Source organism: Pseudomonas sp. Tav-5-1A (genome assembly GCF_055755055.1).
The window spans coordinates 2,983,894-2,997,683 of the sequence record NZ_CM146901.1 but is presented as its reverse complement, the minus strand read 5'-3'; the positions used below and the strand labels follow the sequence as shown (position 1 = coordinate 2,997,683).

Below are 13,790 nucleotides of genomic sequence, written 5' to 3'. Positions count from 1 at the left end.
TAAGTTTTTCTCGGGTTACGGTGGCTCCATCGTCAAACGCGAGGTCCATCATGAGCAGCATCATTGATCTTCAGCGCTACCCCCTGCACCAGCCCGGCAGCGACGCCTGGCACAAACTGGTCAACGAGTCCCGCGCGCAGTTGCAGCAGCACGGCATGTTCAGCCTGGAAGGCTTCATTCGCAGCGACGCGGTGCGCGATGCCGCCCAGCAGATCCAGCCGGTGATGGACCGTGAATCCCACACCCACAGCCGCACCCACAACATCTACTTCAAGCCGAGCATCGATGGCCTGCCCGCCGACCACCCGGCCCTGCGCCAGGTGGAAACCGTCAGCCACACCCTGTGCGCCGACCAGCTGCGCGACAGCCTGGTCAGCGAAGTGTACGAGTACGCACCACTGGTAGCTTTCCTGGCGGCAGTGATGGACAAGCCCCACCTGTACCTGATGGCCGACCCGCTGGCCCGGGTCAACGTGATGAGCTACCGCCATGGCGAAACCCTGAACTGGCATTTCGACCGCTCCGAATTCACCACCACGCTGATGCTGCAATCGCCCGCCGAAGGCGGCGAGTTCCAGTACCGCACCGACCTGCGCAGCGCCGATGACCCCAACTACGCCGGCGTCGCCGAACTGCTGGAAGGCCGCGACCCGCAAGTGCAGACCCTGGCCCTGCAGGCCGGCACTCTCAACGTGTTCCGCGGCAAGCACACCGCGCACCGCGTGACCCCGGTGCGCGGCGACCGTGAGCGCATGGTGGCGGTGTTCTCCTATTACGAAACCCCCGGCGTGCTGTTCAGCCCCGAGGAACAACAGGGCTTCTACGGCCGCACCGCCTGAGCCCAGCGCGTCAGCACAATAACAACAGCGTCAGCACCTTTTGCCCCTGCCGAACCACTCGAACTTCTGGGGAAACACATGAACGCGATCAGCCGCACTACCCGTACCCTTGTCACCTGCTGCCTGCTCGGCAGCGCCCTGCTAACCACGGCCATGGCCAACGCCAAGGAATGGACCCAGGTGCGCGTCGCCACCGAGGGCGCCTACGAGCCCTGGAACACCACCCTGCCCAGCGGCGAAATCGCCGGCTTCGAACCCGAGCTGCTGAGCAACCTCTGCGCCCGCGTGCAGCTGGACTGCAAGTTGCAGGCCCAGGACTGGGACGGCATGATCGCCGGCCTCAACACCGGCAAGTTCGACATGCTGATGGACGCCATCGTCATCACCCCGGAGCGCCAGGCCATCGTCGACTTCTCCCGCCCCTACGCCGCCACCCAGGGCGTGTTCGTCAGCGCCACCCCGGCGCTGATCGCCAGCGCCCCCAGCGATACCGTGGTCAAGCTGGACGGTGATGCCGCCCACGACCGGCCGACCATCGAGGCGCTGAAAGCCCTGGTGAAAGGCAAGACCATCGGCATCCAGTCAGGCACCGCCTACACCGATTTCATCGAGAAGAACTTCGCCGACGTCGCCACCGTGCGCGTCTACAAGAAGTCCGGCGAGCACATGATGGACCTCAACGCCGGGCGCATCGACTTCGCCTTCGATGACGTGACCTTCTTCGCCTCGGCGCTGCAGAACCCCGACAACCAGGCCGTGCACATGGTCGGCCCGAAGATCGGCGGCGCCATCTGGGGCCCGGGTGAGGCGCTGGCCTTCCGCAAGAGCGACGGCGACCTCAAGGCGCGCCTGGATGCAGCGCTGACCGAGGCCCTGGCCGACGGCACGGTACAGAAACTCTCGCAGAAATGGTTCAAGGCCGACGTCGCGCCCTGAACCCGCTTCATGGCAATTTCTTAATAATTGCCCCGGAACACCCGCGGCGCTGCGCACTCAGACTCAGGAACCTACTTGAATCCAGGAGTGCGCAGCATGCCCACCGCAGCCGATTACATGGTCAACACCCTCAAGCAAGCCGGCGTCCAGCGCGTCTACGGCGTGGTGGGCGATTCGCTCAACGGCTTCACCGACGCCCTGCGGCGCCTGGGCGGGCTGGACTGGGTGCACATGCGCAACGAGGAGGCCGGCGCGTTCGCCGCCGGCGCCGAGGCGCACCTGACCGGCGAGCTGGCGGTGTGCGCCGGCAGTTGCGGCCCGGGCAACCTGCACCTGATCAACGGCCTGTTCGACTGCCACCGCAGCGGCGTGCCGGTGCTGGCCATTGCCGCGCACATCCCCAGCAGCGAAATCGGCATCGACTACTTCCAGGCCACCCATCCCGAAAGCCTGTTCAAGGACTGCAGCCATTACGTGGAGCTGGTATCGCGCCCCGAGCAACTGCCGCAGATCATGGAGCGGGCCATGCGCGTAGCGGTCAGCCGTCGTGGCGTAGCGGTGGTGGTGATCCCCGGCGATGTGGCCCTGGCCGCACTGGACGCGCCGGTAAGCCAGTGGCTGGCGCCCAAGCCGCCCGTGGTAGTGCCCCAGGCAGCGGAAATAGACCAACTGGTCCATTTACTGCAATCGGGCCAGCGCATCACCCTGCTGTGCGGCGCCGGTTGCGCCGGCGCCCACGCCGAAGTGGTGGCCCTGGCCCGCCAGCTGAAGGCGCCCATCGTGCACGCGCTGCGCGGCAAGGAGCACCTGGAATATGACAACCCTTATGACGTGGGCATGACCGGGCTGATCGGCTTCGCGTCAGGCTTCAAGGCCATGAAGGCCTGCGACACTCTGCTGATCCTGGGCAGCAACTTCCCCTACCGGCAGTTCTTCCCCGAGCACGCGCGCATCGCCCAGATCGACCTGCAGCCCGAAGCCCTGGGCAACCGCTGCCCGCTGGCCCTGGGCATGATCGGCGACGTCAAGCACACCTTGCAGCAGCTACTGCCGCGCCTGCCCGAACGCACCGACTCGGCGCACCTGGACCAGGCCCTGGCCGACTACGCCAAGGCCCGCAAGGACCTCGACGGCCTGGCCGAAAGCGGCCCCGGCAGCAGCACCATTCACCCGCAATACCTCAGCCGCCTGGTCAGCGAAATGGCCGCCGAGGACGCCATCTTCACCTGCGACGTGGGCACCCCCACTGCCTGGGCCGCGCGCTACCTGAAAATGAACGGCAAGCGCCGCCTGGTCGGCTCGTTCAACCACGGTTCCATGGCCAACGCCATGCTTCAGGCCATCGGCGCCCAGGCCACCTACCCGGGGCGCCAGGTGGTGTCGATGTCCGGCGACGGCGGTTTCAGCATGATGATGGGCGACTTCCTCACCCTCAGCCAAGCCAACCTGCCGGTGAAGGTGATCGTGCTCAACAACGGCACCCTGGGCTTCGTCGAGATGGAGATGAAGGCCAGCGGTCTGCCGGACGTGGGCTGTGAACTGAAGAACCCCGACTTCGCCGCCTTTGCCCAAAGCATGGGCATCAAGGGCATCCGCGTGGAACGGCCACAGGACCTGGAAGGCGCCCTGGCCAATGCTTTCGCCCATGACGGGCCGGTGTTGGTGGACGTGGTCAGCGAGCGCCAGGAGCTGATCATCCCACCCGAAATCACCGCCGCCAACGTCAAGGGGTTCGGTCTGTTCATGCTGCGCGCGGTGCTGGATGGGCGGGCCAAGGAATTGGTAAACCTGGCAAAGACCAACTGGTTGCGCTGAAGAAATCCATCGTTTATCCGGGCCAGCGCAGCCTTCGGCAGCGGCTACGGCGCTGCGCCCGCCTTCCTTCTTTGCACGCAAGTGCCTGTTTTCATGACCATTCGGTTGAATTTCGACACCACAATAGTATTATCCGCGGCCCCTACACTGGCTGATTCACCATGACCTTCCTCTGCAACGTCGCTCCGGCGTACTTCCATTCCTCCAAGCATAAATAAGACCGAGAGCCATTTCATGACCGGCACTGCCACTGCCAAACCAGAGCTGAACTCCCTTGCCACCGGCAACGTCCAGCGCCTGAGTTTTTTCGTTTTCTCGCTGTTTTTCATTTTCGGCAGCATCACCAGCCTCAATGACGTGCTGATCCCGAAACTCAAGAGCCTGTTCAGCCTGACCTACGCCCAGGCCATGTTGGTGCAGTCTTCGTTCTTCCTGGCCTACGTGATTGCCTCGATTCCGGCCGGCCTGCTGCTGGCACGGGTGGGCTACATGCGCGCCGCAGTCATCGGCCTGCTGACCATGGCCGCCGGCTGCCTGATGTTCATTCCCGCCGCCCTGGTGGGCGTGTTCGGCGCGTTCCTGGGTGCGCTGTTCGTGCTGGCCATCGGCGTGACCATCGTGCAAGTGGTGGCCAACCCGCTGATCAACCTGCTGGGCCCGACCGACACCGCCAGCAGCCGCGTCACCTTCGCCCACGCCTTCAACTCGCTGGGCACCACCGTGGCCCCGTACCTGGGCGCCATCCTGATCCTGGGCACGCTGAACGCCGTCGACCCGGCCAGCCTGTCGCCCCAGGCGCTGATCGCCTTCCTGGCCGAAGAAGCCCAGGTCATCAGCCACACCTACCTGGGCATCGCCCTGGCGCTGGTGGCCGTGGCGCTGATCGTCTGGCAGCAGCGCAAGCAGCTGCCGCCGACCATCAACCCCGAAGCCACCAACCCACTGGCAGCCCTGAGCCTGCTCAAGCGCCCGCGCTTCGCGTTCGGCGCCGCCAGCCTGTTCTTCTACGTGGGCGCGGAAGTGGCCATCGGCAGCCTGCTGACCAACTTCCTGATGCAGGACAACACCTTCGGCTTCAACGCTGAACTGGCGGGCAAGCACGTGGCCTACTACTGGGGTGGCGCCATGGTCGGCCGCTTCATCGGCGCCGCGCTGCTGCGCCGCTTCGCCCCGGGCAAGGTGCTGGCCTGCGCCGCCGCCTGCTCCATCAGCCTGATCCTGCTGGCGGCCAACAGCCACGGCGCCGTGGCCGGCTGGTCGATCCTGGCGGTGGGCCTGTTCAACTCGGTGATGTTCCCAACCCTGTTCGCGCTTGCCTGCGCCAACCTGGGTGCGCGTTCCGCCGAAGGTTCGGGGCTGATCTGCTGCGCCATCGTCGGCGGCGCCATCGTCCCGCCGCTGACCGGCCTTGTGGCCGACTTCAGCACCCTGTCGTTCTCCCTCGCGGTACCGGCGGTGTGCTACGCCGCCATCGCCGGCTACGGCTGGTACACCCGCAAGCCCGCCTGATGTAACCCCGTAGCAGCGGCCGCCGGCCGCGTCCTGCACCTGACACCCGCGTGCAGCGGACGCAGCCTGCGGCAGCTGCTACGCGAATCCGTACCCCCCCATCAATTGTCTGTAGCAGCGGCCACAGGCCGCGTCCCCAGATCATTGCGCCCCCCGCAACGCTGCTTTGAGCGATCCCTCGTTAATTTCCAGTGCCAGTCGTCGTACCCTGCCGCGGCAAGTTTTCCCGTCCCGAACCACTGGCGTTACCTGCATGACATTAGCGTACCTGGATTCCTACCGGCTCATGACCCAAGCGCGTGGCACGCTTGAGCGCACGCTGAGCCAATGCCTGGCCCCCCTGGGGCTGACTCTTTCGCAGTTCACCCTGCTCGACCAGCTGGTACAGCACAAGACCAGCGTGTCGATGCACCTGAGCCAGCAGCTGGGCATCTCGCTGTCAGGCGTGACCACCCTGGTCGACCAGCTGGAACGCAAGCAATGGCTCGAGCGCCTGCACCACCAGCCCGACCGGCGCCGGATAAAACTCAGCCCCACCCCAGCCGGCAGCGAGGTCCATGCGCGCGCAACCGCCCTGCTGGCACGACTGCCCGACGAGGTTGAGCGCGTTGTGCCAGGGGCTTATTTCGAAGCGTTGAACGTGATGTTGCGGGCGTTTTGAGCCGCCCCGGACCAACAGGACATTGCTGGATGGTCTGACAAAGGCAGTTTCGCATTTCCTGTAGGACGATTCTGTTTTCGCCGTGTAAGCTCCCCAACCCCATGTGCATGCTCTAACCTGCCCGCCGTTGCCACTATCGGCGACCGGGTTTGGTAGCCCAGCATGCACATGCGCATTGCGCCGTTTGACGGTGGCCGTGCGTAGGGCACATTCGTGTGCGCCGGGTCCTGTGCACCGGTCTACCAACCTGCGTACGGCCGCCACCCTTCGTTTGGTAGCGAAAGGTGCGGCCTCCATGCTGGTTTGCACAGGAATGACTCATGAACGACGATCTCGACACAGCCCCCCACTCTTTCGGCGAATGCGACGCCAATCAGCAGCCACTGTTCGCGGTGAACGGAGGCATCGTGCTGGAAGATGCCCTGATCAATATTTCGCAACTACTCAAGTACGCCGGGCAGACGACGTATGAACTCTCCGACTGTGAACTACCGCAGCGGGGGCTTCTGGGCGCGACCATTCACTGCATAGACAGCGCAAAAGCGCTGACGGATGCGTTACTGAAAGGGCTTGCGTTGAGGAATGGCGCCAGCTTATGAAGCCGCCGTAGCCGCTGCCGAAGGCTGCGCTGGCCATGAGCCACGCTGAGGATCTCCAGCGTATGTACGGACCAGCGCAGCCTGGCGGCAGCGGCTACGGGCCGCCCGCCCTGCTGCCGTAGGACCCACCGTAGGACGCTTCTGATTCTTCCCGGCCAGCTTGTGAGGGCCTGGTTGCCCCCGTAAGCTTTTCCTGTCGCCTGCCCCCAACCATCGGCACCTGGGCTGCGCTGGAAGAGGATGAATCACCATGAACGGAAGCATCGACTGCAAACGGCATTTCAAGACGCCTTCAGCCGCCGTGCTCAAGCGTAGTGAACCCAACCGGGGCAACTGCCGCCCAGGTTCCAACCCGTCGGGAGGAAACGGCATGGAAAAGCGCATCGAACAACTGGAGCACACCTTGCCCGAGATTCGCGACAAGCTCACCCGCGTAGAAGGCAAGGCCGACTCGATCGAGAAACATGGCGCCACCAAGGCCGACCTCGCGGGCATGGAGTCGACGCTGATCAAGTGGCTGGTGGCCACCGCCTTCACCCTCACCGCACTGGCCAGCGCCATGACCTTCGGCATCGCGCGCATGCTCAACGGCTGAACAGGGCCAGGCCCGCCCGGCGGCCTTCACCGGGCGGGCGGTAATTTTCTGTTACTCTTCTGCGGTTTACACGCTCACCGCACAAAGAGAACCGAGAATGCAGCAAGCCAAGCTGAACCGTTGGTACGCCGGGGTGCTCACCCTGCTACTGCTTTGTACCACCTTGCCAGCCTTCGCGCAGTCCAGTGCTGCCCCGTCACAGACCGCAACCGCCCTGCCGACGCTGGCCGACGGCGCCACCCTGGAAACCCTCAACGACCAGCTCGACCTGATTCGCCAGCGGGTCACCGGCAGCGCCAACGACGACCAACTGTCCACCCTGCGCCAGGCGGCGCTGCAGGTGCAGAAGCAGGCGGACGACCTCAACACCCAGCGCTCGGTCAGCATCGAGCACCTGGACGACCAGCTCAAGGTCATCGGCCCACTGGTGCCCGACGAGGCGCCCACCCTTACCGCCCAGCGCCAGGCCCTGACCGGCAAGCGCAACGCGCTGGTGGACGACGAGAAGCAGCTGACGGCCCTGAGCCAGTCGGCCCGCGACCTGGCCACGCAGATCGTCAACCTGCGCCGCGGCCTGTTCAACTCGCAGATCAGCGCCCGTTCGGCCAGCCCGCTGAGCCCGACCTTCTGGTCTAATCTGATCCGCCCCACCGACGACGACGTGCGTCGCCTGAGCAGCCTGGCCCAGGACGTGGGCAACGGCAGTGCCGCGGTCATGGCACCGCAGGCGCGCTGGTTCTTCCTCGGCGCACTGGTCGTGGCCGTGCTGATCTGGACCAGCGGCCGCCGCCTGCTGGAGCGCCTGCTGGCCTGGTCGATGACCCGCTTCCTGCCCGAAGGCCGCCTGCGCCGCAGCGCCCTGGCGCTGAGCGTGGGGCTGACCACCGTGCTGACCATCGGCGTCTCGGCGCAGGTGCTGCACTGGGGCATCACCGGCAACGCCGACCTCAGCGCCAACGTGGTCAACCTGCTGGACCAGATGATGACCCTGGCGATCTTCTGCGCCTTCATCGTTGGCCTGGGCCGCGCCATGCTGATGTTGCGCCGGCCTTCGTGGCGCCTGCCCAACATCGCCGATGAAATCGCCAGCGCCCTGGGCCCGTTCCCGAAACTGCTGGCCCTGGCGCTGATGCTGATCGGCACCCAGGAACGTATCAACAGCGTCATCGCCAGCAGCCTGGCCCTGACCGTGGCCGTCAACGGCCTGACCGCCCTTGTGGTCTCGCTGATCGCCTTCTGGGCGCTGGTGCGCTACCACCGCAGCCACCACCAGTTCGAGGTGGAACGTCCCACCGGCTTCCCCGCACTGCTGCCGCTGCTGCTCGGCACCTGGGTGGGCGTAATCCTGCTGGCCCTGGTGACGGGCTACCTGACCCTGGCCTACTTCCTCACCGTGAAGATGCTGTGGATCAGCGTGGTGGCAACCAGCGCCTACCTGCTGATCGCCTTCTTCGGCGACCTGTGCGAAACCCTGCTGTCGCCCAAGGAACCCGGCGGCCTGGCCCTGGCCTCGGCGCTGGGCCTGTCGCAACGCCACCAGGCGCAGGTCAGCACCCTGCTGGCCGGCATTGGCCGCACGCTGCTGCTGTTCTCCGGCATGCTGCTGGCGTTCATGCCGTCCGGCTCCAGCCCTGCCGAGATCCTCGAGAGCTTCACCCTGCTGGACCTGGGCGACAAGCCCCTGGGCGGCCTGAAAGTGCTGCCCGGCGACATCCTGCTGGCCCTGGCCCTGCTGGTCGGCGGCCTGCTGGGCATTCGCATCCTCAAGGCCTGGCTCACCGAGCGCCTGCTGCCGGAAACCACCATGGACGCCGGCATGCGCGCCTCCCTGGTGACCCTGGTGGGCTACATCGGCTACGTGTTGCTGGCGATCATGGTGATGTCCACCCTGAGCATCAGCCTCACCAACCTCACCTGGGTGGTCAGTGCCCTGTCGGTGGGTATCGGTTTCGGCCTGCAGGCGATCGTGCAGAACTTTATCTCCGGCCTGATCTTGCTCACCGAGCGCCCGGTGAAGGTAGGCGACTGGGTCAGCCTGGCCGGCGTTGAGGGCGACATTCGCCGCATCAACGTGCGCGCCACGGAAATCCAGATGTCCGACCGTTCCACGGTGATCGTGCCGAACTCGCAGTTCATCACCCAGAACGTGCGCAACGTGACCATGGGCAACGCCCTGGGCGTGGTCGGCATCACCCTGACCCTGCCGCTGGACACCGACGTGCTGAAGATCCGCGAGCTGCTGCTCAACGCGCTGAACGCCCATGAGTCGATCCTCGATGCGCCGGCGCCGTCGGTGTCGTTCAAGGACCTGACTGCCAGCGGGCTGATCATCAGCGCCAGCGGCTACGTGAACAGCCCGCGTTCGGTGTCGGGCGCGCGTAGTGACTTGCTGTTTACCATCCTTGGCCAGCTGCGCGAGATGGGCGTAGCGCTGTCTTCGCCGCAAAGCATGCTGCTGATCAACGACGAATCCAGCAAAGCCCCCCTCCCCCTGTAACAGCGCCCCCAGCCGCGCCCGGCATCCCTCGCCGGGCGCGGCACACACAGGCGCGTTGCGTACGACGCGCTTGTGATCTGCTTGTGATCTGCTTGTGATCTAGCTTTTGATCTTGATCTGGCTTTTGATCTTGATCTGGCTTTTGATCTTGATCTGGCTTTTGACCTTGATTGTATGCCCCGTAAAGCGCCCGGGCCGACTGGAGGCGTCGATCAACGGGCTGCCCGAAGGGCCGAGGCCGCAGGCCGAAGAGACGGTAACCCGCAGGCTTCTATAGCGGGTGCCGTCTGCCCGTTGATCGGCGCCGGAAGGAGGGGACCCGTAGCGCAGCGGAGGGCCCAAGCAGGGGCAAGCCTTTTTTGCTTACTTTTTGGGGCGACTGCCAAAAAGTGAGTCGGCGTAAGGCCGAAACGGTCAGTGGTATCCCCGCGAAAATGGATATGTCCAAATCCCTCAGAAGCGAGATTCGAAAGCCATGCACATATCCATTACCAAGGGTGATGCACAATCACCTTTCCGGCCTTACGCCGGCTCACTTTTTGTCAAACGCCACAAAAAGTAAGCAAAAAAGGCTTGCCCCTGCTTGGTCCCTACGCTTCGCTGCGGGTCCCCTCCCTCCGGCGCCGATCAAGCGGACGACGGCCCGGAATAGAAGCGTCTCCGGTTCCGTCTTCCTCGGCTCCGCCTCGGACCGCTTGCTCGACGCCTCCAGTCGGCCCTGGCGCTTTACGGGGCACACAATCAAGATCAACGGCCGCACGGGATCAAGATCAAACGCGGCTCGCGGCGTTTCCTGGGCGCGGCTGCGCCGCGCCGCGCCGACAACCGGACCTCCCCCCGCCCTTCCATTATTAAATTCACTGTGTAATATTATGACCATAATATAAACACCATCCCCGAAAAACACGAGGCCGCCCGCCATGGACGCTCACGTCACCCCCGCGCCCGAAACCCTCACCGCCACCCCTGGCGCCAGTCGCAAGCAAGCCCTGCGCCTGGGCGTGCTGACCCTCGCCGTGCTCGGCGCCCTGGCCTACGCCGGCCACTGGTGGCTGGCCGCCCGCTTCATCGAGGACACCGACGACGCCTACGTCGGCGCCGACGTGACCGTGATCAGCGCCAAAGTGCCCGGCTACATCACCGACGTGGCGGTGCAGGACAATCAGTTCGTCAAGGCCGGCGACCTGCTGGCGCGCATCGATGTGCGCGACTACCGCACCGCCCTGGCCAAGGCCGACGGCGCCGTGGCCGCGCAGCAGGCAACGCTGGTCAACCTCGACGCCACCGAACAGCTGCAACAGGCGGTGATCAACCAGGCCCGCGCGCAGATCGACGCCGCCGACGCCGAGGCCCAGCGCGCCGGCGACGACCACGCCCGCTACCAGACCCTGGTACGCAGCCAGGCCGTGTCGGTGGAAAGCGCCCAGCGCGCCGACGCCACCTGGAAGACCGCGCGCGCCGACCGTGCCCGCGCCGAGGCCGGCCTGCAAGCCGCGCGCCGCCAACTGGACGTGATCGACAGCCAGCGCGGCCAGGCCCGCGCCGCGTTGCAGCAGGCCCAGGCCGAGCGCGACCAGGCGCAGCTGAACATCGGCTACACCGAGCTGCGCGCGCCGGTGGACGGCTACGTCGGCAACCGCCGTGCACGGGTGGGCGCCTACGCGGCCGCCGGCAGCCAGCTGATTTCGGTGGTGCCGGCCAAGGGCCTGTGGATCGACGCCAACTTCAAGGAGGACCAGCTGGCGCGCATGCAGGTGGGCCAGGGCGTCAGCATCCGCGCCGATATCCTCCCAGGGCGTGTGTTCCATGGCCACATCGACAGCCTGGCGCCGGCCACCGGCGCACAGTTCAGCGTGCTGCCGCCGGAAAACGCCACCGGCAACTTCACCAAGATCGTCCAACGCGTGCCGGTGCGGGTGCGCCTGGACAGCAGCGATGCCGAATTCGGCGCCTTGCGCCCCGGCCTGTCGGTGACCGCCCGGGTCGACACCCAGCAGCACGCCGCCCACGATGACGTTGCCGTTGCCAGCCGGCCATGAACAGCCCGCTGCCCACCCTCAGCACCGGCCAGAAGGTCGCCGCCTTCGCCACCATGTGCGTCGGCATGTTCATCGCCCTGATCGACATCCAGATCGTCTCCGCCTCGCTCAAGGACATCGGCGGCGGCCTGTCTGCCGGCGCCGACGACACCGCCTGGGTGCAGACCGCCTACCTGATCGCCGAAATCATCGTCATCCCCATGTCCGGCTGGCTGTCACGGGTGATGAGCACGCGCTGGCTGTTCGCCGCCTCGGCGGCCGGCTTCACCCTGACCAGCCTGCTGTGCGCGCTGGCCTGGAACATCCAGAGCATGATTGCCTTCCGCGCCTTGCAGGGCTTCTTGGGTGGCTCGATGATCCCGTTGGTTTTCACCACCGCCTTCATGTATTTCACCGGCAAGCAGCGCGTCATCGCCGCCTCCACCATCGGCGCCATCGCCTCCCTGGCGCCGACCCTGGGCCCGGCGGTGGGCGGCTGGATCACCGACATCTCGTCCTGGCACTGGCTGTTCTACATCAACCTGCTGCCGGGGCTGTTCGTGACCTTCGCCGTACCGATGCTGGTCAAGGTCGACCGCCCCAACCCCAGCCTCCTCAAGGGCGCCGACTACATCGGCATGGCGCTGATGGCAGTGTTCCTCGGCTGCCTGGAGTACACCCTGGAAGAAGGCCCGCGCTGGAACTGGTTCAGCGACAGCACCATCGCCACCACCGCCTGGATCGCCGCGGTCAGCGGCGCGCTGTTCATCTGGCGCTGCCTGGAAATACGCGAGCCCATCGTCGACCTGCGTGCCCTGGGCGAGCGCAACTTCGCCCTGGGCTGCCTGTTCTCGTTCATCACCGGCATCGGTATCTTTGCCACCATCTACCTCACCCCGCTGTTCCTGGGCCGCGTGCGTGGCTACGGTTCACTGGACATCGGCTTGGCGGTGTTCTCCACCGGCATCTTCCAGCTGCTGGCGATTCCGGTGTACGCGTTGCTGGCCAACCGCATCGACCTGCGCTGGATACTGATGCTGGGGCTGTCGCTGTTCGCCCTGTCCATGTGGGATTTTTCGCCCATCACCCACGACTGGGGCGCCAAGGAACTGCTGCTGCCCCAAGCCATCCGCGGCTTTGCCCAACAGATGGCGGTGCCGCCGGTGGTCACCCTGACGCTCGGTTCCTTGGCCCCTGACCGCCTGAAACTGGCCTCGGGTCTGTTCAACCTGATGCGCAACCTGGGCGGCGCCCTCGGTATCGCCGCCTGCGCCACGGTGCTCAATGACCGCAGCAACCTGCACTTCCTGCGCCTGGCCGAGCACCTCAACACCCGCAACGAAAGCATGAACAACTGGCTCGAGCAACTCACCCTGAACGCCCAACTGCTGGGCCAGAACAGCCTCGACGCCAGCCAGACGGCCCTGCGCCAGCTGTGGGCGCTGACCTGGCGCGAGGCACAGGTGCTGACCTACGCCGATGCGTTCCTGATGATCATGGCCTGCTTCATCGTCGCCACGGCGCTGGTGCCGCTGATGCGCAAGGTGCAACCGCCGCAACAGCCCTCGGCCGACGCCCATTGATCGCGGGGGTGCCTGGACGCAGCCTTCGGCAGCTGCTACGCGGATTGTGGGAGCTGGCTTGCCAGCGAGCTGTTGCGGCCCTGAAAACTCGCTGGCAAGCCAGCTCCCACAAAAGCAGCGGTCACAGCTGGGGGGCTACGAGGCGGAACTTGATGGCGATGTCGTCCGAGACCACCGTGTCCGCCCATTCGCCCTTGCCGATGTTGAAGTCGCTGCGCTTGAGGGTCAGCTCGCCCTCGAAGATGCCGATGCCGCCTTCGGCCTTCAGGTGAAAGGGCACGGTCACTGGGCGGGTGATGCCGCGCAGGGTGAGGTTGCCGGTGACCTGGTAACGGCTGTCGCCCAGGGCCTGGGTGGCGGTGGATTCGAAGGTGGCCTGGGGGTTGGCGGCGGTGTCGAACCAGGCCGGCTTGCGCAGTTCGGTGTTGGCGGTGTCGCTGCCGGCGTCGATACTGGCCAGCTCGATGACCAGCCGTGAATGCGCAGCCTCGGGGTGCTCGGTGTCGAAGCTCAGGCTGCCGACGAAACGCTTGAAGGTGCCGTAGGTCCCCGAGCCCATCTGGTTGAAGGTGAAGCTCAGGGTACTGGCCGTGGGGTTGACGTCGGTGTATTGCGCCGCCTGGATGGCAGGGGCGAGAACCAAGGCTGCCCAAAAGGTGCAACACAACAATCGTTTCATGGCACACCCCTGACGCACGGCACACCCTTCACTGTAGCCGCTGCCGACAGGCTGCGCTG

General features: G+C 65.5%; 11 protein-coding genes. 10 read left to right on the top strand and 1 reads right to left on the bottom strand.

Annotation, left to right across the window (positions count from 1 at the left end; translation table 11 throughout):
* Positions 1 to 50: 50 nt before the first annotated feature.
* From AC0J42_RS13670 to AC0J42_RS13625, 10 genes are all read left to right on the top strand, one after another.
* A complete protein-coding gene (locus AC0J42_RS13670) occupies positions 51 to 839 on the top strand; it encodes a HalD/BesD family halogenase (RefSeq protein WP_473006553.1) in 789 nt (262 codons plus the stop codon).
* 78 nt (positions 840 to 917) lie between these two features.
* Entirely contained in the window at positions 918 to 1,775 is an 858-nt protein-coding gene (locus AC0J42_RS13665) for a transporter substrate-binding domain-containing protein (RefSeq protein ID WP_473006552.1), read from the top strand.
* 96 nt (positions 1,776 to 1,871) lie between these two features.
* The gene (gene poxB / locus AC0J42_RS13660) at positions 1,872 to 3,590 is read left to right on the top strand and encodes a ubiquinone-dependent pyruvate dehydrogenase (protein WP_473006551.1); all 1,719 of its coding nucleotides are present in this window, start codon (positions 1,872 to 1,874) and stop codon (positions 3,588 to 3,590) included.
* Between the two features lie 234 nt (positions 3,591 to 3,824).
* Complete coding sequence (locus AC0J42_RS13655) at positions 3,825 to 5,099, top strand: sugar MFS transporter (RefSeq protein WP_416424076.1); 1,275 nt, start codon at positions 3,825 to 3,827, stop codon at positions 5,097 to 5,099.
* Positions 5,100 to 5,385: 286 nt separating this feature from the next.
* Positions 5,386 to 5,760: a MarR family winged helix-turn-helix transcriptional regulator gene (locus tag AC0J42_RS13650; protein WP_473006550.1), complete on the top strand. Its 375-nt coding sequence runs from the start codon at positions 5,386 to 5,388 to the stop codon at positions 5,758 to 5,760.
* Between the two features lie 320 nt (positions 5,761 to 6,080).
* Positions 6,081 to 6,359, top strand: a complete 279-nt coding sequence (locus AC0J42_RS13645; RefSeq protein WP_416424074.1) for a DUF3077 domain-containing protein — start codon at positions 6,081 to 6,083, stop codon at positions 6,357 to 6,359.
* Positions 6,360 to 6,729: 370 nt separating this feature from the next.
* On the top strand, positions 6,730 to 6,954 hold the full coding sequence (locus AC0J42_RS13640) for a hypothetical protein (RefSeq protein ID WP_416424073.1): 225 nt from the start codon (positions 6,730 to 6,732) through the stop codon (positions 6,952 to 6,954).
* A 97-nt stretch (positions 6,955 to 7,051) separates the two neighbouring features.
* The gene (locus AC0J42_RS13635; protein ID WP_473006549.1) at positions 7,052 to 9,451 is read left to right on the top strand and encodes a DUF3772 domain-containing protein; all 2,400 of its coding nucleotides are present in this window, start codon (positions 7,052 to 7,054) and stop codon (positions 9,449 to 9,451) included.
* A gap of 920 nt (positions 9,452 to 10,371) precedes the next feature.
* Positions 10,372 to 11,490, top strand: a complete 1,119-nt coding sequence (locus tag AC0J42_RS13630; RefSeq protein ID WP_473006548.1) for an HlyD family secretion protein — start codon at positions 10,372 to 10,374, stop codon at positions 11,488 to 11,490.
* A complete protein-coding gene (locus tag AC0J42_RS13625; protein WP_473006547.1) occupies positions 11,487 to 13,052 on the top strand; it encodes a DHA2 family efflux MFS transporter permease subunit in 1,566 nt (521 codons plus the stop codon). Before AC0J42_RS13630 ends, AC0J42_RS13625 begins: the two co-directional genes overlap by 4 nt.
* 121 nt (positions 13,053 to 13,173) lie before the next feature.
* On the opposite strand, the gene AC0J42_RS13620 is transcribed toward AC0J42_RS13625, so the two are convergent.
* Positions 13,174 to 13,731: a YceI family protein gene (locus tag AC0J42_RS13620; protein WP_473006546.1), complete on the bottom strand. Its 558-nt coding sequence runs from the start codon at positions 13,729 to 13,731 to the stop codon at positions 13,174 to 13,176.
* Positions 13,732 to 13,790: the final 59 nt, after the last annotated feature.